Source organism: Oscillibacter sp. KLE 1745 (assembly GCF_000469445.2).
Classification (GTDB): domain Bacteria; phylum Bacillota; class Clostridia; order Oscillospirales; family Oscillospiraceae; genus Oscillibacter; species Oscillibacter welbionis.
This window is the reverse complement of record NZ_KI271734.1, coordinates 1-21,619: the sequence shown is the minus strand read 5'-3', so window position 1 is coordinate 21,619 and position 21,619 is coordinate 1. Positions and strand designations below refer to the sequence as shown.

Here is a 21,619-nt window from a genome sequence, read left to right as displayed (position 1 = left end):
GAGTCCTTATCTATGGGAGTCTTTCAAAAAATCGGGAACGCACTGGCCCGGCTCATGTACGGACGCAACGGCGTGGACCAGTTGAGCCTGGCCATTGTGGTGGGAAGTCTGGTTCTGGACCTCGTCTCCATGTTTGTGGCCCCCCATCATCTGTGGCTGGGGAATGCGCTGTACCTGGTGTCCATCGCCGCTTGGGCCTTCGCCCTGTTCCGCATCTTCTCTCGGAATCTCACCAAGCGCCGGAGCGAAAACCAGCGGTGGGTGAACTGGATGTGGCGGATGAAGAGCAGCCGCCAGAATGCCAAGGCCCGCCATGCGGACAAGGCCCACAAATACTTCACCTGCAAGAACTGTAAAACCATCTGCCGGGTGCCGGTGGGCAAGGGGAAAATCGTCATCACCTGCCCCAAGTGCGGCGCCCAGATTCATGCCAGGACGTAAGGGGCGGCGGAGATGGCTGAAAGAGAAGCCCCGGGAGTGCCGGCGTTCCGCTTTGCCGCGCCGGCAGACAGCGCCGCCCTGCTGAAGATCTACGGAGAATACCTGGACACTCCCATCACCTTTGAGTGTGCGCTGCCCTCAGAAACGGAATTTGCCGGACGCATCGCCGCCGTCGGCCGGGAGTATCCCTATCTCGTATGCCTGGAGAAGGGGCGGATCGTGGGCTATGCCTACGCCCACCGCCAGGCGGAGCGGGCCGCCTATCAGTGGAATGCGGAGCTGTCCGTCTATCTGGACCGCTCATGCACCTCCCGGGGGCTGGGAAGGCGGCTGTACGGCGCCCTGATAGACATTCTGCGGCTGCAGGGCATCCACACGGTCTACGGCTGCGTCACCGTGCCCAATGAAAAGAGTGAGGGGCTCCACCAAGCCCTGGGCTTCCGGCGGCTGGGCACCTACCGCAGCACTGGGTACAAGTGCGGCGCCTGGCGGGATGTGGCCTGGTTTGAAAAGCCCATCGCCCCCTACGATGAAAATCCGGAGCCGATCCGCCCCGTGGGAGACATCCCGGCGGAGGCTCTGGCCGCCATTTTAAAGCGTTATGAAGCGGAGCAGCCCTGAGCGGGACGCAGGAAAAGAGCGGAGCCTTTCGGCTCCGCTCTTTTTGACGATGGGAACTCAGCCCTTGCACACGGGGACGATCCAGCCCTTGGTGTCGGGCAGCTTGCCCCACTGGATGCCGGTGAGGGTGTCGTACAGCTTCTGCGTCAGCTCGCCGATCTTGCCGCCGCTAATGAAGACCTTGTCGCCCTTCCAGTCCAGTTCCTTGACGGGGGAGACGACGGCGGCGGTGCCGGTGCCGAAGACCTCCTCCAGCTTGCCGTCGTGGCCGGCCTTCATGATGTCGGCGATGGCCACGTGCTCCTCGCAGACTTCATAGCCCCAGTCCTTCAGCAGTTCGATGATGGAGCGGCGGGTGACGCCGGGCAGCACTGTACCGGTGCAGGGGGCGGTGTAGATCTTGCCGTCGATCTTGAACATAATGTTCATGGAGCCGACCTCTTCCACATACTTCTTCTCCACGCCGTCCAGCCACAGCACCTGGGCGAAGCCCTGCTGCTCGGCCATCTCGCCGGCCTTGATGGAGGCGGCGTAGTTGCCGCCGCACTTGGTGAAGCCGGTCAGGCCGGGCGCGGCGCGGATGTACTCGTCCTCCACGTAGATGCGGACGGGATCGATGCCCTCGGCATAGTAGGCGCCGGAGGGAGCGCAGATGACGCAGAACGTGTAGTTCCGGCTGGCGTGGACGCCCATGCCCACATCGGTGGCGAATACAAATGGACGGATATACAGGGAGGCGCCGTCAGAATGGGGCACCCAGTCCTTGTCCACTTCCACCAGGGTCTTCACGGCCTGGACGAAGTCCTCCACAGGGATCTTGGGAATGCACATCCGGTCGGCGGAGTCCTGCATCCGCTGGCCGTTACAGTCGGGGCGGAACAGCTGGATGGTGTTGTCCGCGGTCCGGTATGCCTTCAGGCCCTCAAAGATCTCCTGGGCGTAGTGGAAAATCACGCAGGCGGGATCCAGGGGGAAGGGCTGATAGGGGACGATGCGGGCGTCATGCCAGCCCTTGTCCGGCGCATAGTCCATGACGAACATGTGGTCGGTGAAAATCTTGCCGAAGCCCAGCTTGCTCTCGTCCGCGGGCTTGGCCTTGGGGCTGGTGGTCTTGGTGATTTGAATATCCAGCATATTGATCGCTCCTTAAAAATAGTTTGAAGTTTTGGGGGATAGCAAAAAGACTTTCGCGCACTCCTGCCCTGCACAGGAGAGGCGAAAGTCAAACTTCCGTGGTACCACTCTCGTTGCCGCTGGTCCAGCGGCCGCTCGTCTGCCCCGATAACGGAGGGCGTCCGGTGCGGCGTACTGGGAAAGCTCTGTTCCGCCCACTGCTCCCGGGGGAGGCCAGCAAAGCTGCCCCCGCTGCCTCGCACCGTCCGGCAGCTCTCTGAGGGGAGAGATCTTCGCGGCGTGTCCCGTTCCACGCAATATAAAGCCATATTCTTCTATGATATCTTTTATACGCTGATACACAGCCAAAGTCAACTGTTAAAATGCACAGAAAGCGCAGGGCCCGCCAAAGAGAGAGGGCCGGTGAGCAAACTCGCCGGCCCTCTGAAACAAATCACTGCACGCAGGCCATGCCGCGGCGGAACGCCTCGATGTTCAGGGGGACGAACTTGGCCTTGGCGCCGGTGAACATCTCCTGGATCATCTTCTCGATGGTCTCCGCCTTCAGCACCTTGGTGCCGGCCACATAGGCGCCCAGCATCACCATGTTACTGACCTTGGGGTTGCCCACCTCGTCGGCGATCTGGGAGCAGGGGATGTAGTAGGCCGTCAGGTCCGTGCGGGAGACTTTATCCGTCACCACGTCGCTGTTGACGAATACCATGCCGCCGGGGACGACGCCCTCCTCAAACTTGACCAGGGAGGGCTCATTCAGGGCGATGAGCTCGGTGGGATGGGCGAACACGGGAGATCCCACGGGCTTGTCGGAGAGCACCACAGAGCAGTTGGCGGTGCCGCCACGCATCTCGGGGCCGTAGGAAGGAGCCCAGGTAACGTTCAGGCCCTCAGCCATGCCGGCCTCTGCCAGATTCTTGCCGATGGCCAGGCCGCCCTGGCCGCCGAAGCCGGAAATGACGATCTCTTTTTTCATCTCATTTCACCTCCGCGCCTTCCGGGGCCGTCTCCTTGATGACACCCAGAGGATAGTAGGGGACCATGTTGTCCTTCAGCCACTGATTGGCCTTCAGCGGCGTCATGCCCCAGTTGGTGGGGCAGGTGGACAGCACCTCGATAAAGGTGAAGCCCTCGCCGTTCATCTGCTTCTGGAATGCCTTCTTGATGGCCTTCTTGGCCTTGTTGATGTTGGCGATATCCGTGACGCAGACCCGCTCGGCATAGGCGCAGCCGTCCAGGGTGGAGAGCATCTCCGCCATGCGGATGGGCATACCGGCCTGCTCCCGGGTGCGGCCCTCCTGGCAGGTAGTGGCCTTCTGGCCGATCAGAGTGGTGGGGGCCATCTGACCGCCGGTCATGCCGTAAATGGCATTGTTGACAAAGATGGTCGTGAACTTCTCGCCCCGCATGGCGGCGTGGACGATCTCCGCCGCGCCGATGGAGGCCAAGTCACCGTCGCCCTGGTAGGTGAACACCGCCTGATGGGGATGGGTGCGCTTGATGCCGGTAGCTACGGCAGGCGCCCGGCCGTGGGCGGCCTCCTGCATGTCGCAGTTGAAATACTTGTACGCGAAGACGGAGCAGCCCACGGGGCACACGCCGATGGCGTCATCCAGCAGACCCAGCTCCACCAGCGACTCTGCCACCAGCTTGTGGATGATGCCGTGGTGGCAGCCGGGGCAGTAGTGGAACTCCACGTCCATCAGGCCCCGGGATTTCTCATATACGATCGCCATGTCACTTGCCCTCCTTCAAGGCCTTCTTGGCCGCTTCTACCATCTCTTCCACGGTGGGCATCACGCCGCCGGCGTGGCCCAGGTAATGGATGGGCTTTCTGCCCTCCACGGACAGACGGACATCGTCGATCATCTGGCCGGTGGAGCTCATCTCCACATCCAAAAATGCCTTCACGTGGTCGGCCTTGGAGAGCTTACGCAGGGCCTCCTCCGGGAAGGGCCACAGGGTAATGGGACGGAACAGGCCCACCTTCAGCCCCTCGGCGCGCAGCGTCTCAAGGGCGGTGAGGGCGATCCGGGCAGGGGTGCCGTAGGCGGTGATGACGATCTCGGCGTCCTCGCACTCCGTCTCGGACCAGCGGACCTCGTTCTTCTCCATCAGGGCGTATTTCTCCGCCAGGTGGTCGTTGTGACGGTCGCACTCCTCCGGATCCATGTACAGGGAGTTGATGATGTTGTTGTGGTCCCGGTCCTTACGGCCGGTGGTGGCCCAGTCCTTGGGGGGCAGGTCCCGCTTGGGGACAGGACGCCACTCGATGGGCTCCATCATCTGGCCAATCAGGCCGTCCATAACCACCATGACGGGGTTGCGGTACTGGTCGGCAATGTCAAATGCCTCCTGGACGAAGTCCACCGCCTCCTGCACATTGGAGGGGGAGAGGACCAGCGTCCGGTAATCGCCGTTGCCGCCGCCGCGGGTGGCCTGATAGTAATCGCCCTGGCCGGGCTGAATGGTGCCCAGGCCCGGACCGCCGCGCATGCAGTTGACGATGACGCAGGGCAGCTCGGCGCCGGCGATGTATGTAATGCCCTCCTGTTTCAGGCTGATGCCGGGGGAGGAGGAAGAGGTCATGGCCCGCATGCCGGCGCCGGCGGCGCCGTACACCATGTTGATGGCCGCAACCTCAGACTCAGACTGCAGGAACACGCCGCCCGCCTTGGGCAGATGGGCGGACATATACTCCGGGACCTCGCTCTGAGGCGTGATGGGATAGCCGAAGAAGCAGTCGCAGCCGGCGCGGATGGCGGCCTCGGCGATGGCTTCATTTCCTTTCCAAAGTTCTTTTTCCACGGTCGATGACCTCCTTCTCAGAATTTTTCCACAGTGATGATGGAGTCCGGGCAGATCTTCGCGCAGCTGGCGCATGCAATGCACTGGCTGATGTCCGTCACATGGGCGGGGTGATACCCCTTCCGGTTGATGACGGCCTGATCGATGGCGACGATGTGCTTCGGGCACACAGTGGTGCACAGCTCACAGCCCTTGCACCGGTCAGAGTTGAAGGTTACCTTTGCTGTCATGGTTGCAGGATGCCTCCTTTTTTCCTGCCGCGGAGTCAGCGCTCCCACGGCTTTTTCATATTGATGGCAATGGGGAACACGGGTTCCCCCAGGTCTGACAGGGATTCTAAGAACCGCCGCTCCGCCGTGTGGCAGAGGATCGGGATTCCGGTCTGCCGGGAAACCTCTTGTGCCAGGGCGGCGCCCTTGCGGATCTCGGCCGGCGTGGTCTCGCCGCACAGATGGGTGTTGTTCACCAGGCCCGAGCAGGTGAGGCCGGTGACGGCCTCAATGGAGCGGAGGTAGGCGGCGGCGCTCTCCGCATCCCGCACCTCCGGCCGGTTGGCGTTGAGGACGAAGATCAGCTGGTAATCCTCCTGTACGATCTTGGGCTGAAACCGGGCCAGCACCCGGGCACCCACCGGATCGCCGCCGATATCCAGGATGCCCCGGATCTCCCGGTTCTCCAGAATGGTCAGCAGCTCCGCCGGCAGGGCGGGGACATCCGCGTCCGAACAGGCCTGGGAGGAGGAAATCACCCGCACACCGGCTTTTTCCAGGAGGGGCCGCCGCTCCCGAGAGCGGAAATAGGGGTTGACGATATCCAGATCCGCCAGCATTACCTGTTCCCCCTCAGCGGCCAGCGCCAGGGCCAGATTGACGGAGACCTCCGTCTTTCCGGTGCCGTAGTGGCCGGTGAGGATCGAGACGCGGTGGGAAAACATGTCCTTGGCCGTCACAAGCGGTTCACCTCATTTTTTCACAAAATAGTTGTATTATTTTTTCATTTGTTGTATGATGTCATTGTACTCTAAAAGAGATATGATGTCAAGGACATTTCCGTACTGGCCGGAAAATCCAGTGGAGAAATGCCTGACCTCACCACGGATGATGGAGGGATGCGCATGGGTGAGGGACGGAAAGTCAAATTGTCGGAGCGGACGGCCGACCGGCTGTGCGAGCTAATCATGGACGAACGGCAGTTCACGCCGGGGAGCAAGCTCCCGAATGAAAACGAACTCAGTGAGGCGCTGCACGTCAGCCGCACCACGCTCCGGGAGGCCATCTCCTTTCTGGTGGCCCAGGGCGTGTTGGAGATCCGCCGGGGCAAGGGCACGTTTGTCACGGAGGATCTGCCCGCCAGCGCGGTGGATCTGACGGCGCTGTCCAACCTGCGGTCCCGGGTCCGGGCCAGGGACCTGTTTGAAATGCGGCTGATCTTTGAGCCCGCCACCGTGGCGCTGGCCTGTCAGCGTGCCACAGACGAGGAACTGGCGCAGATCCGCCAGAAAGCGGAGCGGATGGAGCGCATCGCAAAGGCGGGCGGAGACTGGCCCCTGGCGGACCAGGAGTTCCACATGGCCATCATCAAGGCCTCCCACAACGAATATATGCGGCGGCTGTACCCGATCATCAACGGCGCGGTGAACGAGATCCTGCAGGTCTCCGTAAATCGGGCGCACATGCAGAGCATCGCCATCGCGGACAACTACATGATTCTGGACTTTCTGATGCAGCGGGACGAGGCTGGCGCCCGCCACGCCATGAGCATTCACATCCGGCACCTGCTGAACACCCTGAAGGGGTGAGAAGCCAGGACTTAAAAAGCCCCCCGGCAGAGGCCGGGGGGCTTTTTGCTGTAGGAGGGCGCAGAATCTTCTGTCCCATGGCCTGCCGCTGTCACGGGCGCTTCCGCCACTTCAGCAGCAGAGAGGAGTTGACAATCACCAGCACGGACCCGGCGTTGTGGACCAGGGCACCCACCACCGGGTTCAGGATACCGGTGATAGCCAGGGCGATGGCGATGAAGTTCAAGGTCATGGAGAAGGCCAGATTGCTCTTGATGGTGCGCATCATCCGCTTGGAGAGTGCCAGCAGATGGGGCAGCTCCCGGATGTCGTCGTTTACCAGGGCGATGTCCGCGGCGTCTACAGCGATGTCGCTGCCCACGCCGCCCATGGCAATGCCCACATGGGCCCGCTTCAGGGCCGGAGCGTCGTTGATGCCGTCCCCCACCATGCAGACCAGATGGCCGCTCTGCTGGCTGCGGTCGATCCAGGTTAGCTTATCCTCCGGCAGGCACTCCGCCTGGAAGGTGCCGATGCCCAGCTCTCCGGCAATATGCCGGGCGGCCCTCTCGTGGTCGCCGGTGAGCAGCACCGGGGTCACGCCGGTGGCCCGGACATCCCGGATGGTCCCGGCGGCGTCTGGCCGCAGGGTGTCTGCCAGGGCCAGAAAGCCCGCCGGGCGGCCGTCTACCGCCACATAGATGACGGTGCAGCCCTGCTCCAGGGCAGGGACGGCAGCCTGGGACAAGGATTCCCAGGGGACATGTTCCTCTGTCAGCAGCTCCCGGTTACCGGCGACGAGGTGATGACCCGCCACAGTGGCAGAAACACCCCGGCCGGGGAGCATCTGGAAGTCCGCTGTCTCCGGCGGCGCCGCGACGGTCTCGGCTCGCCAGCCCTGAACAACGGCACGGCCCAACGGGTGCTCGGACCGGAGCTCCGCCCCCGCAGTCCAGGCGTAGAGCGCGTCCCGGGATACGTCCGGCAGCAGGCTCTCCACCAGCTTCACCTGGGGGGTGCCGAGGGTCAGAGTGCCTGTCTTGTCAAAGGTCACCTGGGAGACGGAGGCCAGCCGTTCCAGAGCGTCTCCCTCCCGCACCAGAAAGCTGTGCCTGGTGGCGTTGCCGATGGCGGCCATGATGGCAGTGGGAGTGGCCAGCACCAGGGCACAGGGGCAGAATACCACCAGAATGGTCACCGCTCGGATGGGATCCCGGGTGATGAGGCCCGTCAAGGCGGCGGCGGTCAGGGCCGCCACTACGATCCAGGTGGCCCAGCGGTCTGCCAGCCCCACGATCCTGGCCTTGCCGGCATCGGCGGACTGGACCAGCCGGATCATCCGCTGGATAGAACTGTCCTCCCCCACCTTCGTCGCCCGCATCTCGAAGGCGCCGAACTGGTTCACCGTGCCGCTGGAAACCTCGTCTCCGGGCCCCTTGTCCACAGGCAGGGACTCGCCGGTCATCACCGCCTGGTTGATGGAGGTCTGTCCGGTGAGAATCTCTCCGTCCACTGGCACGGTCTCGCCCGGCAGCACCCGGAGCACGTCGCCCACAGCCACCTGCTCGGCGGGAATGGCCTCCTCCCGGCCGCCGGTGAGGCGGCGGGCGGTCTGGGGCGTCAGATGCACCAGCTTCTCGATGCCGGCCCGCGCCCGGGCCACCGTGAGATCCTCCAGCAGGGCGCCCAGCTGCATGATGAAGGCCACCTCGCCGGCGGCGAAGTCCTCCCCAATGATGAGGGAGGCAATCAAGGCGATGGACACCAGCACGTCCGCCTTGATGTCAAAGGCTGTCACCAGGCCGATGACTGCCTCCAAGATGATGGGGATACCGCAGAGGACGACAGCTGCCCAGGCGGCGTCAAAGGGCAGCTGCGGCAGCAGGTCGAAGATGCTGACAAGCAGGGCGATGCCGGAGAAGACCAGGCAGGTCACGGCCTTCTTCACGCCGCCCCACTCCAGAAATCGCTCCAGAGTATGGATCAAATGGCTCACATCCTCTCTTTATACCTATGGGGGTATATGTATATTATACCCATAGGGGTATGCCTGTCAAGAAAAAGTGCCGCCGGTTTCAGGCAAAATACCTTGCGGCATACAGATTCTTCCTGTAAAATGACCACAAAACAGGAAGGAGAGAACCGAAATGCGACTGCGGCGCTACCGGACAGAAGACCTGCCCATTCTGGCCCGCCTGTTCGGTGAGACGGTTCGGCAGGTGAACTGCCGGGACTACACCCTGCCCCAGGTGGAAGCCTGGGCCGCCGGAGAGGCGGATCTGCTGACACGGGACAGCTGGTTTCAGCGGCTGTACACCCTGGTAGCAGAGGCGGGCGGGCGGATTGTGGGCTACGGCAATGTGGAGGATACCGGTTATCTGGACCACCTGTTCGTCCGGTGGGACTGCCAGGGACAGGGCATCGCCGCAGCCCTGTGTGACGCGCTGGAGGCCCACTGCCGGGAATTGGGGGTGTACGCCGTCACTGTCCACGCCTCCAAGACCGCCCTGCCCTTCTTCCTCGGCCGGGGCTATGCGATAGAGCGGGAACAGCAGGTGCCCTGCCGCGGACAGGTATTGACCAATTACGTTCTGGAGAAAATCCTGTAACATATACAAAGGGGATCGGCTTTTCAGCCGATCCCCTTGCCTTCAACCCATGTTGGAGAACCGCTCCACCGCCTTGGTGAAGCTCTCGATGGTCTTGTCCGCATCCCCGTGCTGGATGCCGTCCCGGACACAGTGCTGGATGTGCCCCTCCAGCACCACCTGCCCGCACTTGTGGAGGGCGGACTTGGCGGCGTTGATCTGGGACAGCACATCCTCACAGGGCACGTCCTCGTCTACCATGCGGTCAATGGCCTGCACCTGGCCGATGATCTTCTTCAGCCGCCGGTGCAGGTTGTCCGCATCCATACATTGTCTCATGCCGACACCTCCCGGATACCCAATGGGGTATGGGCATATTATCCGTCAGAGACCGCCGTTTGTCAAGCGTCCGCGCCGCAGAGAAACCGCAGGGCCTCCACATATCCCTGGAGCCCATGGCCCCGGATGGTGGCCGCGCAGGCGGCCCGGATGTAGGAGACACGGCGGAACTCCTCCCGGCTGTCCGGGTCGGAGACGTGGACCTCCACCGTGGGGATCCCCACCGCCTTCACGGCATCCAGCAGGGCCACACTGGTGTGGGTGTAGGCTGCCGGGTTGATGATGATGCCGTCCACATGGTCGAAGTATGCCTGCTGGATGGCGTCCACCAGGGCCCCCTCGTGGTTGGACTGGAAGAAGGAGACGGACACGCCCAGCCGGTCCGCCTCCGCCCGGATCAGGGCCTTCAGGTCCTCATAGGTCTCATGGCCGTAGATCTCCGGCTGGCGGATTCCCAGCATGTTCATGTTGGGGCCGTTAACTACCAGAATGTGCACAAAAATCCCTCCAGATGGCGGCGGCGGTGTCCTCCACCGTGCCGCTGTTGTCAATCTCCACGTCCCGGAATCGGGCGTACAGGGGCGCCCGCTCCCGCCACATGGCGGCCAGATCCGCCCCCTGGGACAGGGGCCGGCCCTCGGTGGGCAGCAGGCTGAGATCCCGCACCAGCTGATAGATGCGGCCGTTCTGATGGAGGGCCGCGTAGTTTTCCGCCGTCTTGATGATACCGCCGCCGGTGAGGAGGATGACGCCTGTGCGCTTCCCAGCCTCCTCCGCGGCGGCCCGCTCCCGGGCCCGGAAGCCGGACTCGCCTTCACGCTGGAAGATCTCCGGGATGGAACAGCCGGCGGTGGTTTCGATCATCTGGTCCAGATCCACGGCCTCCCGGCCGGTGAGGCGGGAGAGCGCCTCCCCCACCGTGGTCTTGCCACTGCCGGGCATGCCGATCAGGATGAGGTTGGTCATCTCCCGCCGGAGCTGAACCAAAATCCGCTCATTCTCACCGGCGGGAATGGACCTGTTGAAGAACCGCTCCTCTGCCGCCACCGCCTGGGCCACCAGCATGGGCAGTCCGTCAGAGCAGGGGATGCTCCGCGCCTCCGCCTGCAGCAGCAGGGCCGTGCGCCGGGGATTGTAGATGACGTCCAGCACCCCCTGACAGACGGGAAATACGGACAGGTCCACGGGAGACTGGCCGTTGCCGGGGTACATGCCCACCGGAGTGGCGTTCACCAGGATCTCCGCGTCAGCGTGGCGAGAGAGGTTGTCATAGTTGTCCGGACCGAAACGGGATACCACCACGACCTCGGCCGCGCCCCCCTGCCGGGCGGCGGTCTGGGCCGTCAGAGACGCCCCGCCGCTGCCCAAAATCACGACTTTTTTCCCTGACAGGGAGATACCCGCCCGGCAGGCCATATAGAGGAAGCCGTCGATGTCCGTATTATAGCCCACCAGCTTGCCGTCTGCACACCGGACGATGGTGTTGACGCTGCCGATGGCCTCCGCCGCCGGGTCGATCTCATCGCACAGGGGCATCACGTCCCGCTTGTAGGGGATGGTGACGTTCAGGCCGCCGATGTCCTTCCGGTGAAGAAAGGGAGCCAGTCCATCCGGCTCCAGCTCGAGAAGGCGGTAGGCGCCGTTGCCCAGGGCGGCATGGATGGGGACGGACCAGCTGTGGCCCAGCTTCCGGCCCAGCAGGCCGTAAATCCGCTCATCCATGGCTCAGACTTCCGCGTAGTTGCCCAAGAACTGGAACTCGGCACAGCTGCGCTCCATCTCCTCCAGCATGGCCAGGACGCTGGGATCCTGGACGGAGGCGTCCAGCTCCAGGAAGAAAACAAACTCAAAGTCACTTCCCGCCACGGGGCAGGACTCCAGCTTCGTCATGTTGATGTCCAGTGCCGCCAGCTTGGAGAGGATTTCATACAGGGCGCCGGGCCGGTTGTCAAAGGCGATAATCAGGCTGATCCGGTTGGCGCCGGCATAGATCACCGGATCCTTGGTGATGCAGATGAACCGGGTGTAGTTGTTGTCGCTGTCCTGGATGCTGTCGTTGAGGCAGGTCAGGCCGTACAACGCCGCGCAGGGGTGGGAGGAAATGGCGGCGGCGTGGCGGTCACCCTTCTCCGCCACCATCTTAGCGGCCATGGCGGTGTTGTCGCAGGGGATGACACGGACGCCGTTGAGGCTGTTCAGGAACTTGCTGCACTGGCCGATGGCCTGCTCGTGGGAGTAGATCTCCGTGATGTCCTCCATCTTCACGCCGGGCAGCGTCAGCAACTCGTGCCGGATGCACAGCCGGGTGGACCGGACGATGGAGAGGTTGTGGTCCTGCAGCAGCTCGTACACCGCCCGGACGGAGCCGTTGGAGCTGTTCTCAATGGGCAGCACACCGAACCTGCACAGGCCGGACTCCACAGCGGACACCACAGCCTGGAAGGTCTTCACATACACGATGTTGCCCCGGGGCAGCAGCCGGTCACAGGCCACCTGTGAGTTGGCCCCCTCCACGCCCTGACAGGCCACCAGGCCTGTCTGGGGGAAGACCGAGGTGCCGGCCTCCAGAGAGGCGCGGACCTGGGCGGCCACCTTGGTGGGGGCGGAGATCAGCTCTGCCTGCCGGGACCGGGCCAGCTCGAACAGGGTGGAGAACAGGTGGTAGGCATACCGCTCCCGCTCCCCGGATTTCTCCGTCACCTTGGCCAGGATGGCCCGCTCCCGCTCTTTGTTCAAAATGGGCAGATGGTGCGCATTCTTGTAGGCAGCCACCTCGTCGGACAGGTCCATGCGCTGCAGGAACAGGTCCAGCAGCTGCTCGTCCACTGCGTCGATCTTCTCTCGAATCTCAGAAAGTTCCATGATGTCCCTCCAATAATAAATCTAACAGCACGGCGGCAGTAACCGCCTCCACCACCGGGACCGCCCGGTGGGCAATGCAGGGGTCGTGCCGCCCGTGAATCACAAGCTCCGCATTCTCTCCGGCGGACAGGCTGACCGTCCGCTGGGGCTGGGCGATGGACGGTGTGGGCTTCATGGCCGTCCGCAGGACGATGGGCATTCCGCTGGTGATGCCCCCCAGAATGCCGCCCGCGTGGTTGGTCTCTGTCTGCACCCGGCCGTCCTCCATCACAAAGGGGTCGTTGTTTTCGGACCCCCGGGACCGGGCGGCGGCGAAGCCGTCCCCAAACTCCACGCCCTTCACGGCGGGAATGCCGAAGAGGGCGGCGGCCAGCCGGTTTTCCACGCCGCCGAACATGGGCTCCCCCAGTCCGGCGGGAAGGCCCATGGCGGCACACTCAACGACGCCTCCCACAGAATCCAGATTTTTCCGGGCCTCCAGAATCAGCGCCTGCATCCGCTCCCCCGCCTGGTCGTCCAGCACCGGGAATGGCTTGGCAGCCACGGCGTCAAACAGCTCCTTCGTGGGCCGCAGGGGGAATAATGCATCCGCCACCGTCCCCACGGACTGGAGGTGGGCCCCTACGTATACGCCCCGGCGGGAGAGAATCTGCTTGGCGATGCCGCCGGCGATACACAGGGGCGCCGTCAGCCGGCCGGAGAAGTGGCCGCCGCCCCGCATGTCCGCCTGCCCGCCCCACTTGACAAATGCAGTGTAGTCTGCGTGGCCGGGCCGGGGCTTGTCCTGCAGGGCGTCATAGTCCGATGAGTGCTGGTCTCCATTTTCGATGACCGCGCACAGAGGGGCTCCACAGGTGACGCCGTTTTCCAGGCCGGAGAGGAACACCGGCGCGTCGGCCTCCCTCCGGGCGGTGGAAAGGGGGCTCTTCCCCGGCTTCCGCCGGGCCAGGAAGGCGTTCAGCTCCTCCAGGTCGATGGCCTCCCCGGCGGGCAGGCCATCCACCACCACGCCGATGGCCCTTCCATGGGATTGGCCGAAGACAGAGATTTTCAGGAGACTGCCGAATTCAGAGGACATGGATATCACCTCCCAGGTTCTTGTACACCTCCCAGAAATCCGGGTAGGACTTCTGCACGCATTGGGCCCCCAGCACCGTGACGGGGCCGGTACAGGCAGTGGCGGCGATGGCGGCCGCCATGGCGATCCGGTGGTCGTTGGCGCAGTCCACCATGCCGCCGGTGAGCGTCCCGCCGTGGACTGTCAGAAAGTCCGGCCCCTCCTCCGCCCGTCCGCCCAGGGCGGTCAGCAGGGCGGCGGTGGTGGAAAGCCGGTCGCTCTCCTTCATCCGCAGCCGGGCAGCGTTCACAAACCGGGTGGTGCCGGAGCGGGCCGCCGCCATCACCGCCAGAGGCGGCAGCAGGTCGGGGCATCCGGAGACATCGATCTCCGTGTCCCCCGGCCGGGCCAGCCGCCAGTAAAGTTCGCTGACTGCCTTGTCCCCCTGTGCAGAGTCGGGATTCAGGCCCCGGATGTCCACACGGCTGTCCAGGAAATCGGCGGCGTACCAGAACCCCGCCTGGGACCAGTCCGCCTCCGCCGTGGCCTCAAAGGGCTGGTAGGTCTGGCCGCCAGGGACGAAGAGCGTGTTTTCGTCCAGCCACCGGCTGGTGACACCGGCAGCGGCCTGAGCCTGCCGGGTCATCTCCAGGTAGTCCCGGCTCTCCAGGGGTGTGGTGGACACCAGGGTAGAGTCTCCCTCCAGCAGGGGCATGACGAACAGCAGCCCTGTGAAGAACTGGCTGGATACGTTGCCGGGCAGGCGGTATGTCCCCGGGTCCAGGGCCAGGGTACCGTATCCCCGACCGCCGTTTACGGTGAGGACGTTGTCCGCCAGCTTCCAGGCGATGCCCTTCTCCCGGAACAGGTCCTCGTAGGGCTTCAGCGGGCGCTCCATCAGCCGGCCGCGGCCGGTGAAGGACGCCTCTCCCTGTATCAGCAGGCCCACGGGGATCAGGAAGCGCAGGGTAGAGCCTGATTCCCCGCAGTCCAGCAGGGCATAGGGAGGTGCGATGACGATGCCGTTTCCCAGTCCGTGGACCCGGAGGGTGCCATCCGGCAGATCCTCCATCCCGGCACACATGGCAGACAGGCACCGGCGGGTGGCCCGGATGTCCTGGGAGTCCGCCAGGCCGTGGATGACGCTGATCCCGCCGCTGAGAGCAGCGGCGATCAGCAATCGGTGGGCCTGAGACTTGCTGGAGGGCGGCGTCACGGCGCCGGAGAGTTTTTTCGGGGTGATTTGAAGGTCCATTTACGCCTCCAGTCCTGCCCGGATGATGGGCAGCAGGTCCGCCACCGGCACCTTCCGCAGCTCGCAATGGCCGATCTTCCGGGGGACCACCAGGGTAATATCCCCACCGGCGCGCTTCTTGTCGGAAAGGGCTGCCTCCGCCAGGGCTTCAGCAGAGTAGTCTGTCCCGGTGGGCAGGCCATTTTTAGAAAGGCAGGCGGTGATTCGCGCCGCCAGGGACTCCTCCGTCCAGCCCAGGGCCTCCGCAGCCCGGGCGATGACGGCCAGCCCCGCCGCCACGGCGTGGCCATGGGGGATAACATAGCCGCTGCACTTCTCGATGGCGTGGCCCACAGTATGGCCCAGGTTCAAAAGCTTCCGCTCCCCCTGCTCCTTCTCGTCCCGCTCCACCACGCCGGCCTTGTAGGCGACGCACCGGGCGATGACCTCGCCGGGGTCGGCGGTGAGGGTGCCGTCCTCAAACAGGGCGAACAGGGCTTCGTCAGAGAGCACGCCGGTCTTGACGGCCTCGGCGGCCCCGTCGGCAAACACGTCGGGGGGCAGGGTCTTCAGGCAGTCCGTGTCGCAGATCACGGCGGCAGGCTGGCAGAAGGCCCCGGCCAGGTTCTTCCCGGCGGTCAGGTCCACGGCGGTCTTACCCCCCACGGAGGAGTCCACCGCCGCCAGCAGGGTGGTGGGCAGCTGGACATACCGGATGCCCCGGAGGTACACGGCGGCAGCAAAGCCCGCCATGTCCCCAGTGACGCCGCCGCCCAGGGCGGCCACGCAGTCCGTGCGGGTCAGATGCTCCGACGCCAGGAACTCCAGCAGCTCTGTCAGGGTGGAGAGATTCTTGCGCCCCTCCCCGGAGGGGAAGATATGGGAGCAGACGGCAAAGCCCGCGTCCTCCAGAGCGGCGGTGACGGTGTCCAGGTACAGGGAGGCCACGGTGTCGTCGGCCAGAACGGCGATCCTCCGCTGTCCCAGCAGCGCGGCCAGATAGTCCCCGCACCGGCCAAGCAGGCCGCTGCCAATGCGCACATCATAGGGCGGCCGGACCCGGACGGGAATGGTTCGGATGGAGTCAAACATCGAAAAACTCCTTTTATAGAATCATGTCGCGCAGCGGCGCCGGAAATAGGTCAGTTGCCGCCGGCGGTGGCCTTCAGCTCCCGGCCCTCCTTCAGCAAATCGTGCAGCCGCTGAGTATCCTTGGCCCGCAAGGCGTTGCGGTAGTCCGTCAGGTGGCCGATCAGCTCTTCCAGCTCGGCGGTGAGGAAGTCCTCATCGTCCAGAAACAGCTCTGTCCACATGTCCTCATCCAGACGGGCCACCCGGGTCATATCCTGAAAGCTGCCGGCGGAAAAGCCTCGGCGCTTCTGGGCCTCCGGCGACTTCACATAGGCGCTGGAGACGATATGGGCCAGCTGGGAAGTAAAGGCGATGATGCGGTCGTGCTCCTCCGGCGTTGAGAAGGTGAGGCCCGCAAAGCCCAGGTCCAGAAAGAAGGCCTTCAGCGTCTCCAGCAGCCGCATGTCCGTCCGCTTGTCCGGCGTCAGGATCATAGATGCTCCCACGTACAGGTCCTCTGCGGAGGCGGTGAAGCCGCCCCGCTCCTTACCGGCCATGGGGTGGCCGCCGATGTAGGAGAAGCCGCGTTCCTCTGCGATGGGGGCGATGGCCGCCACCACGGTCCGCTTCACGCCGCACAGGTCTACCAGAATGGCGGACTTGGCGATCTGCGGCGCGTGCTGCCGGACCCACTCGATGGCGGCGCCGGGCCGGATCGCCACCAGGATCAGATCCGCCTGGGGCAGGTTCTCCTCCGTCAGGGGGGCGTCGATGGCGCCGCACATCCGGGCCATGGTCATGGTCTCCGCGTTCAGGTCTATGCCCCAGACGGTGTGGCTGGTGCGGTTCTTGATGCTCTTGGCCATGGACCCGCCGATGAGGCCCAGGCCGACGATGGCAACATTCATGTCTTACTCCTCCACCGTCTTCATAAAGTCATGGAGCTTCAGCAGCTTCTTCGCCAGGCCGTCGAACACCTCCGGCTTCAGGGACTGGGGGCCATCGCACAGGGCATGGGCCGGGTCGTTGTGGACCTCGATCAGCAATCCGTCGGCACCGGTGGCCACGGCGCCCATGGCCAGGGGATCTACCAGCCAGCTCTTGCCGGTGGCATGGCTGGGATCGATGATGATGGGCAGGTGGGTCAGCTTCCGCAGCACGGGGATGCAGGCCAGATCCAGGGTGTTGCGGGTGTAGCTCTCAAAGGTGCGGATACCTCGCTCGCAGAGGATCACATTCTCATTGCCGCCGGCCATGACGTACTCGGCGCTCATCAGCCACTCCTCGTAGGTGGCAGACATGCCCCGTTTGATCATGACGGGCTTGTCCTGATGGCCCACGGCCTTGAGTAGGTCGAAGTTCTGCATGTTCCGGGCGCCGATCTGGATCACGTCCACATCCTTGAAGAGGGGCAGCTGGCTCAGGTCCATCAGCTCCGTCACGATGGGGAGGCCGGTCTCCTGCCGGGCCACCTTCAGGTACTCCAAACCCGTGGCCCCCAGGCCCTGGAAGGAGTAGGGGGAGGTCCGGGGCTTGAAGGCGCCCCCCCGCAGCATGGTGGCGCCGCTGGCCTTCACCGCTTTGGCAATGGCCACCACCTGCTCCTCGCTCTCCACAGAGCAGGGGCCCGCCATCAGGGTCAGATTGCCGCCGCCGATCTGGGTGTTGCCCACCTGCACCACCGTGTCCTCCGGGTGGAACTTCCGGTTGGCATTCTTGTAGGGCTCCTGGACCCGTTTCACATCCTCCACGATGTCCAGGGCGGCAATCAGGTCGATGTCCAGCTGGCTGGTATCACCCACCAGTCCTAAGATGGTGTGGGCCTCGCCGATGCTGGTGTGGATGATGATCCCCTTTTCCTGGAGCCAGGCGATCAGGCTCTCCAGCTGGTCCCGGTTGGGGTTTTGTTTCAGAACGACGATCATACTGTATTCCTCCTAAAAATGATGGGGCTGGTACAAAAAAGACCCGCAGCCGGTTCGGCTGCGGGTCGTCATGCACTGATAGCCTTTTTCTGGCGTCAGACACGATCACACACATTTTCAGCCAAACCGAAATAAGCCTTACCATAAAAATAGGTAAAGCTAAAGTAACGGTATTCGGCAGAACGGGTGATGTTGGTCATGACTGGGTTCCTTTCCGAGTCCTTTGATAGTTTCAGGATAACACCAGAAAAAGCAAATGGAAATTGACAATGATTCCAAAGAATGCGCCGAAAGGGAAACCGCTGCTGTGCGCTTTTCCCAAAACAGGGTTCAGACAGCCGCTGCGGCGCTGGCAGGCAGGCAGCCGGCCATCAGCAGGGAGGTGGCCTTCAGGATGAACTGCACATCCTTGCGCATATCGGCCACGCCGGCCATGTACTGCCGGTGCAGCTCCTGAAGGGCGTCCGCCACGTCCTGACGGAACTTCTCCCGACGAAGGGCGCGGGTGGCCAGATACTCCTCCAGATAGGCCCGCAGGTCCGTCTCATACTGGTGGTGGCAGAGCATACTGTCGGGATAATTCTCGTTATGGGGATAGGTGAACGCATCCGCCAGATAGTGGGTCAGTTTGCCCAGGGTGTAATACTGCCAGATGGTCCAGCGCTGGCGGCGCTGGAGCCGGGAGATGCGGGAGTAGATGTAGTGCTGGGAGTTGGAGTAGTTATGCCCCCGGAACTTATAGGCCCGCAGGGAGCCCTTCAAATAGGTCAGGGGGTTGCAGTCCGGCTGAAAGGAGCCGAACAGGAAGGCGAGCTCGAATCGTCTGGCCTGAAATCCCTGGGTATTCTCCAGCAGGGTGGCGGCCAGCAGTTTGTGACTGCGTTTCTGCAAGATGCACCTCCATGGAAAAAATCAAGAACAACGCCAGTATAGCACGGCGAAGCGGCCGGGCGCAAGCAGAAAAAAACAAAATTTCTATTAACTCGTCCGCGGAAAAGAGGATTGTGCGGAAGCGGAATGTGCGGTACAATAGACGGGAAAGGGAACCGGCGGCCGCGGCCCCCACGGCGGGCTGTACAAACCGCCGGAGACACCGCCCCGCAGAGGGGCGCGGCAAAGGAGAATGACGATGACAGAACTGACACCCATCCGCCGGGGACGCTGCGCGGGAGCGGGCAACTGGCAGACCCAGTATCAGGCCCTGCAGATGACCGCCCGGGAGGCGGCGGAGCTGATCCGGGACGGGGACACGGCGGCCTTCGCCGCCATGTCCAACTGGCCCTGGGAGCTGGACGGGGCGCTGGCGGAGCGCCTGCTGGAGACCGGCGGCCATATCGCCATCTACGGGCACTTCATCCCCGCCGGGACCCGGCTGCTGACGCCGGAGCTGGCCGGACAGGTGACTTATGACTCCAACTTTTACGGCGTGGAGCGGGGCCTGGAGCCCATGGGCAACGTCCATTACGCCCCCTCCAACCTGAGTCAGACGCCCGCGTGGCTCCTGGCCCGGCGCCCCCGGGTGGCGGCGCTGACCTGCTCGCTCCCGGATGAGAACGGGTGGATGAGCCGCTCCCTGTGGGGCACGGCCCTGAGCCGGAAGGTGCTGGAGCAGTGCGAGCTGGTGCTGGCGGAGGTGAACCCCCGAATGCCCAATATTCCCAGTGATGGGGAGGCCCACACCCGCATCCATGTATCAGAGGTGGACGGGATCATCGAATCCAGCCGTCCTCTGGTAGAGACGCCCATCGCAGCGGGAAACGAGACGGACAGCCGCATCGCGGGCTACATCGCGGATCTGGTGCCAGACGGCGCCTGCATCCAGCTGGGGCTGGGAGGGCTGGCCAATACTGTGGGCGAGTGTCTGGCCCATGCGGGAAAGCGGGATCTGGGCGTCCACACGGAGATCCTGAGCACCGGCGTCATGGAGCTGATGCGCCGGGGCGTGGTGAACAACAGCCGCAAACAGACCTGCCCGGGGCGGAGCGTATACGCCAACATGGTGGGCGGGCCGGAGCTGTGGGCCTTCGCCCATGAGAATCCCGCCTTCTGCCAGAAGGAGATCGACTGGGTGAACGATGCCCGGAACATCGCCCGGAACGACCATGTGGTCTCCATCAACAACGCCATGGAGATCGACCTCACCGGCCAGGTGAATGCCGAGAGTATCGGCCCCCGGCAGTACTCCGGCACCGGCGGACAGCTGGAGTGGGTGGTAGGCTCCCAGTGGTCCAAGGGCGGAAAGAGCATCCTGGCCCTCCGGTCCAGCTACCGGGACAAGGCGGGGGTCCTCCACTCCAAAATCGTGCCGCAGCTGGCCCCCGGCAGCGTGGTGACCACCCCCCGCACCTGCGTCCAGTATGTGGTGACGGAGTTCGGCGTGGCGGATCTGAAATACAAGAGCACCGTGGAGCGGGCCCGGGCGCTGATTGCCATCGCCCACCCGGACTTCCGCCGGGAGCTGGAGCGGCAAATGCCCCTCTGAGTCCCCCGGCCTCCTGTGGATGCTTGGATGACCTGGACAAGGTCCCGCTCTTTCCCGGCGGGGCCTTGTACTGTTTTGCCGAATTTTGCGGCGGCGGCAGAAAAAGGAGCCGGAAGGATTTGACATTCCCCGGCCGTCTCCGTAGAATAAAAAAGTTGAAAAGAATCCGCGCCCTTGTGTGAATACGGCGCAGAGTAACGCGGCGGGGGACCGCCGGGAGAGGCGGTTCACTTTGAAACTTCTAACGCAGATCGGCATCATCTTCGGCATCTGCTGGATCAGCACCTGTATTGAGCGGGTGCTGCCCTTCACCCTGCCTGCCAGCATCATCGGGATGCTGCTGCTTCTGTCGCTGCTGCTGGCACGCCTCATCAAGACAGAACACATCCGGGAGAAGTCGGACTATCTGCTGGGGAATCTCCCCTTCTTCTTCATCCCGGCCAGTGTCAGCATCATCAACTATGCAGATGTGCTGCGGGAGAACCTGCTTGCCCTGGTGGTCGTCTGCGCGGTCTCGCTGATTGCCACCTTTGCCGCTACAGTGGGAGCGGTGCGGCTCACCTGCCGCCTGCTGGAGAGGGGGAAGCGGAGATGAGCGCGCTGTGGGAGTCCCCCTTTTTCGGGGTGACGCTGACGATCCTGGCTTACTGGGCAGGCTGCAAAATCCAGAAGCGGACCGGGCTTGTGATCTGCAACGGCCTGGTGCTGGCGGTGATGATGATTATCGCGGTGCTGGCGGTGTTTGACATTCCCTATGCAGCGTACAACGCCGGCGGCAGCCTCATCAACCTCTTTCTGGGGCCGGCCACGGTCTGCCTGGCAGTAACCATCTACGCCCAGATTGACCTGCTGAAAAAGAACCTGCTGCCCATCCTGGCGGGATGCGCGGCCGGGGCGGTGACTTCGGTCCTCAGCATCTGGGGCCTGTGCCGCCTGTTCGGCCTGGACCGGACACTGACCGTCTCCCTCCTGCCCAAGTCCGTCACCACACCCATCGCCACCGCCATTGCGGAGGGGCAGGGCGGCATTGTCTCCATCACCGTGGCGGCGGTGATCTTCACCGGCATCCTGGGCAACCTGTGCGCCCCCGCGCTGGCACGCCTCTTCCGGGTGAAGGATCCGGTGGCGGCAGGGCTGGCCATCGGCGCCTGCAGCCACGCCATGGGCACCGCCCGCGCCCTGGAGCTGGGGGAGACGGAGGGGGCCATGAGCGGCCTTGCCATCGGCCTCTGCGGCCTCGCCACCACTATTCTAGCGCTGTTCTTCGACGTGCTGGTGTAACAAAT

24 protein-coding genes are annotated in these 21,619 nt (G+C 63.7%); 7 read left to right on the top strand and 17 right to left on the bottom strand.

Annotated elements, in window-relative coordinates; translation table 11 throughout:
* The first annotated feature begins 12 nt into the window (after positions 1–12).
* Together HMPREF1546_RS11010 and HMPREF1546_RS11005 are read left to right on the top strand one after the other, a co-directional pair.
* Complete coding sequence (locus HMPREF1546_RS11010; protein ID WP_021748020.1) at positions 13–441, top strand: hypothetical protein; 429 nt, start codon at positions 13–15, stop codon at positions 439–441.
* A gap of 12 nt (positions 442–453) precedes the next feature.
* Entirely contained in the window at positions 454–1,062 is a 609-nt protein-coding gene (locus HMPREF1546_RS11005; RefSeq protein WP_021748019.1) for a GNAT family N-acetyltransferase, read from the top strand.
* 57 nt (positions 1,063–1,119) lie between these two features.
* Here HMPREF1546_RS11005 and HMPREF1546_RS11000 read toward each other — a convergent pair whose 3' ends face one another.
* The 6 genes from HMPREF1546_RS11000 to HMPREF1546_RS10975 form a co-directional block, all read right to left on the bottom strand.
* Positions 1,120–2,196 carry a branched-chain amino acid aminotransferase gene (locus HMPREF1546_RS11000; RefSeq protein ID WP_021748018.1) on the bottom strand — a complete coding sequence of 359 codons (1,077 nt, stop codon included), beginning with the start codon at positions 2,194–2,196 and terminating at the stop codon, positions 1,120–1,122.
* 433 nt (positions 2,197–2,629) lie between these two features.
* Positions 2,630–3,166, bottom strand: coding sequence for a 2-oxoacid:acceptor oxidoreductase family protein (locus tag HMPREF1546_RS10995; protein ID WP_021748017.1), 537 nt, complete (start codon positions 3,164–3,166; stop codon positions 2,630–2,632).
* Position 3,167: 1 nt separating this feature from the next.
* Positions 3,168–3,926 carry a thiamine pyrophosphate-dependent enzyme gene (locus tag HMPREF1546_RS10990; protein WP_021748016.1) on the bottom strand — a complete coding sequence of 253 codons (759 nt, stop codon included), beginning with the start codon at positions 3,924–3,926 and terminating at the stop codon, positions 3,168–3,170.
* 1 nt (position 3,927) lies between these two features.
* Positions 3,928–4,998, bottom strand: a complete 1,071-nt coding sequence (locus HMPREF1546_RS10985; protein ID WP_021748015.1) for a 3-methyl-2-oxobutanoate dehydrogenase subunit VorB — start codon at positions 4,996–4,998, stop codon at positions 3,928–3,930.
* Positions 4,999–5,015: 17 nt separating this feature from the next.
* Positions 5,016–5,228, bottom strand: a complete 213-nt coding sequence (locus HMPREF1546_RS10980; RefSeq protein ID WP_021748014.1) for a 4Fe-4S dicluster domain-containing protein — start codon at positions 5,226–5,228, stop codon at positions 5,016–5,018.
* Between the two features lie 35 nt (positions 5,229–5,263).
* Positions 5,264–5,947, bottom strand: coding sequence for a P-loop NTPase (locus HMPREF1546_RS10975; protein WP_021748013.1), 684 nt, complete (start codon positions 5,945–5,947; stop codon positions 5,264–5,266).
* A gap of 165 nt (positions 5,948–6,112) precedes the next feature.
* Between HMPREF1546_RS10975 and HMPREF1546_RS10970 the strand changes: the two genes are divergently transcribed.
* Complete coding sequence (locus HMPREF1546_RS10970; RefSeq protein ID WP_025544674.1) at positions 6,113–6,796, top strand: FadR/GntR family transcriptional regulator; 684 nt, start codon at positions 6,113–6,115, stop codon at positions 6,794–6,796.
* Between the two features lie 91 nt (positions 6,797–6,887).
* Here the strand turns inward: HMPREF1546_RS10970 and HMPREF1546_RS10965 are convergent, their stop codons facing one another.
* A complete protein-coding gene (locus tag HMPREF1546_RS10965; protein ID WP_021748011.1) occupies positions 6,888–8,771 on the bottom strand; it encodes a cation-translocating P-type ATPase in 1,884 nt (627 codons plus the stop codon).
* Positions 8,772–8,922: 151 nt separating this feature from the next.
* Between HMPREF1546_RS10965 and HMPREF1546_RS10960 the strand changes: the two genes are divergently transcribed.
* Positions 8,923–9,384, top strand: coding sequence for a GNAT family N-acetyltransferase (locus HMPREF1546_RS10960; protein WP_021748009.1), 462 nt, complete (start codon positions 8,923–8,925; stop codon positions 9,382–9,384).
* Between the two features lie 42 nt (positions 9,385–9,426).
* Here the strand turns inward: HMPREF1546_RS10960 and HMPREF1546_RS10955 are convergent, their stop codons facing one another.
* The 10 genes from HMPREF1546_RS10955 to HMPREF1546_RS10910 form a co-directional block, all read right to left on the bottom strand.
* Positions 9,427–9,702, bottom strand: a complete 276-nt coding sequence (locus tag HMPREF1546_RS10955) for a metal-sensing transcriptional repressor (RefSeq protein ID WP_025545246.1) — start codon at positions 9,700–9,702, stop codon at positions 9,427–9,429.
* A gap of 62 nt (positions 9,703–9,764) precedes the next feature.
* On the bottom strand, positions 9,765–10,199 hold the full coding sequence (gene aroQ / locus HMPREF1546_RS10950) for a type II 3-dehydroquinate dehydratase (RefSeq protein WP_036629620.1): 435 nt from the start codon (positions 10,197–10,199) through the stop codon (positions 9,765–9,767).
* Positions 10,180–11,424, bottom strand: a complete 1,245-nt coding sequence (locus HMPREF1546_RS10945) for a shikimate kinase (RefSeq protein ID WP_021748006.1) — start codon at positions 11,422–11,424, stop codon at positions 10,180–10,182. The genes aroQ and HMPREF1546_RS10945 overlap by 20 nt, the downstream gene beginning before the upstream one ends.
* Before the next feature lie 3 nt (positions 11,425–11,427).
* Positions 11,428–12,564, bottom strand: coding sequence for a bifunctional chorismate mutase/prephenate dehydratase (locus HMPREF1546_RS10940; protein WP_021748005.1), 1,137 nt, complete (start codon positions 12,562–12,564; stop codon positions 11,428–11,430).
* Complete coding sequence (gene aroC / locus HMPREF1546_RS10935; RefSeq protein WP_021748004.1) at positions 12,551–13,642, bottom strand: chorismate synthase; 1,092 nt, start codon at positions 13,640–13,642, stop codon at positions 12,551–12,553. The genes HMPREF1546_RS10940 and aroC overlap by 14 nt, the downstream gene beginning before the upstream one ends.
* Entirely contained in the window at positions 13,632–14,876 is a 1,245-nt protein-coding gene (locus HMPREF1546_RS10930) for a 3-phosphoshikimate 1-carboxyvinyltransferase (RefSeq protein ID WP_021748003.1), read from the bottom strand. Before HMPREF1546_RS10930 ends, aroC begins: the two co-directional genes overlap by 11 nt.
* A complete protein-coding gene (gene aroB, locus HMPREF1546_RS10925; RefSeq protein WP_021748002.1) occupies positions 14,877–15,947 on the bottom strand; it encodes a 3-dehydroquinate synthase in 1,071 nt (356 codons plus the stop codon).
* Positions 15,948–15,997: 50 nt separating this feature from the next.
* On the bottom strand, positions 15,998–16,834 hold the full coding sequence (locus HMPREF1546_RS10920; protein ID WP_021748001.1) for a prephenate dehydrogenase: 837 nt from the start codon (positions 16,832–16,834) through the stop codon (positions 15,998–16,000).
* Between the two features lie 3 nt (positions 16,835–16,837).
* Positions 16,838–17,851, bottom strand: a complete 1,014-nt coding sequence (gene aroF, locus HMPREF1546_RS10915; protein ID WP_021748000.1) for a 3-deoxy-7-phosphoheptulonate synthase — start codon at positions 17,849–17,851, stop codon at positions 16,838–16,840.
* Positions 17,852–18,181: 330 nt separating this feature from the next.
* Entirely contained in the window at positions 18,182–18,742 is a 561-nt protein-coding gene (locus HMPREF1546_RS10910; protein WP_021747999.1) for a zinc dependent phospholipase C family protein, read from the bottom strand.
* 238 nt (positions 18,743–18,980) lie between these two features.
* Between HMPREF1546_RS10910 and HMPREF1546_RS10905 the strand changes: the two genes are divergently transcribed.
* From HMPREF1546_RS10905 to HMPREF1546_RS10895, 3 genes are all read left to right on the top strand, one after another.
* Positions 18,981–20,333 carry an acetyl-CoA hydrolase/transferase family protein gene (locus tag HMPREF1546_RS10905; protein WP_051320017.1) on the top strand — a complete coding sequence of 451 codons (1,353 nt, stop codon included), beginning with the start codon at positions 18,981–18,983 and terminating at the stop codon, positions 20,331–20,333.
* A 232-nt stretch (positions 20,334–20,565) separates the two neighbouring features.
* Complete coding sequence (locus HMPREF1546_RS10900; RefSeq protein WP_036629617.1) at positions 20,566–20,928, top strand: CidA/LrgA family protein; 363 nt, start codon at positions 20,566–20,568, stop codon at positions 20,926–20,928.
* Positions 20,925–21,614, top strand: coding sequence for an LrgB family protein (locus tag HMPREF1546_RS10895; protein WP_021747996.1), 690 nt, complete (start codon positions 20,925–20,927; stop codon positions 21,612–21,614). Before HMPREF1546_RS10900 ends, HMPREF1546_RS10895 begins: the two co-directional genes overlap by 4 nt.
* The last annotated feature ends 5 nt before the right edge of the window (positions 21,615–21,619 follow it).

What these genes read in the sequence shown, in the direction of transcription:
- HMPREF1546_RS10960 (WP_021748009.1), top strand. Translation starts at nt 8,923, where the DNA reads ATGCGACTGCGGCGCTACCGGACAGAAGACCTGCCCATTCTGGCCCGC.
- HMPREF1546_RS10980 (WP_021748014.1), bottom strand. Translation starts at nt 5,228, where the DNA reads ATGACAGCAAAGGTAACCTTCAACTCTGACCGGTGCAAGGGCTGTGAG.
- HMPREF1546_RS11010 (WP_021748020.1), top strand. Translation starts at nt 13, where the DNA reads ATGGGAGTCTTTCAAAAAATCGGGAACGCACTGGCCCGGCTCATGTAC.
- HMPREF1546_RS10930 (WP_021748003.1), bottom strand. Translation starts at nt 14,876, where the DNA reads ATGGACCTTCAAATCACCCCGAAAAAACTCTCCGGCGCCGTGACGCCG.
- HMPREF1546_RS10905 (WP_051320017.1), top strand. Translation starts at nt 18,981, where the DNA reads ATGACAGAACTGACACCCATCCGCCGGGGACGCTGCGCGGGAGCGGGC.
- HMPREF1546_RS10945 (WP_021748006.1), bottom strand. Translation starts at nt 11,424, where the DNA reads ATGGATGAGCGGATTTACGGCCTGCTGGGCCGGAAGCTGGGCCACAGC.
- HMPREF1546_RS10920 (WP_021748001.1), bottom strand. Translation starts at nt 16,834, where the DNA reads ATGAATGTTGCCATCGTCGGCCTGGGCCTCATCGGCGGGTCCATGGCC.
- aroB (WP_021748002.1), bottom strand. Translation starts at nt 15,947, where the DNA reads ATGTTTGACTCCATCCGAACCATTCCCGTCCGGGTCCGGCCGCCCTAT.
- HMPREF1546_RS10940 (WP_021748005.1), bottom strand. Translation starts at nt 12,564, where the DNA reads ATGGAACTTTCTGAGATTCGAGAGAAGATCGACGCAGTGGACGAGCAG.
- HMPREF1546_RS10990 (WP_021748016.1), bottom strand. Translation starts at nt 3,926, where the DNA reads ATGGCGATCGTATATGAGAAATCCCGGGGCCTGATGGACGTGGAGTTC.
- aroF (WP_021748000.1), bottom strand. Translation starts at nt 17,851, where the DNA reads ATGATCGTCGTTCTGAAACAAAACCCCAACCGGGACCAGCTGGAGAGC.
- HMPREF1546_RS10995 (WP_021748017.1), bottom strand. Translation starts at nt 3,166, where the DNA reads ATGAAAAAAGAGATCGTCATTTCCGGCTTCGGCGGCCAGGGCGGCCTG.
- HMPREF1546_RS10970 (WP_025544674.1), top strand. Translation starts at nt 6,113, where the DNA reads ATGGGTGAGGGACGGAAAGTCAAATTGTCGGAGCGGACGGCCGACCGG.
- HMPREF1546_RS10955 (WP_025545246.1), bottom strand. Translation starts at nt 9,702, where the DNA reads ATGAGACAATGTATGGATGCGGACAACCTGCACCGGCGGCTGAAGAAG.
- HMPREF1546_RS11005 (WP_021748019.1), top strand. Translation starts at nt 454, where the DNA reads ATGGCTGAAAGAGAAGCCCCGGGAGTGCCGGCGTTCCGCTTTGCCGCG.
- HMPREF1546_RS10895 (WP_021747996.1), top strand. Translation starts at nt 20,925, where the DNA reads ATGAGCGCGCTGTGGGAGTCCCCCTTTTTCGGGGTGACGCTGACGATC.
- aroC (WP_021748004.1), bottom strand. Translation starts at nt 13,642, where the DNA reads ATGTCCTCTGAATTCGGCAGTCTCCTGAAAATCTCTGTCTTCGGCCAA.
- HMPREF1546_RS11000 (WP_021748018.1), bottom strand. Translation starts at nt 2,196, where the DNA reads ATGCTGGATATTCAAATCACCAAGACCACCAGCCCCAAGGCCAAGCCC.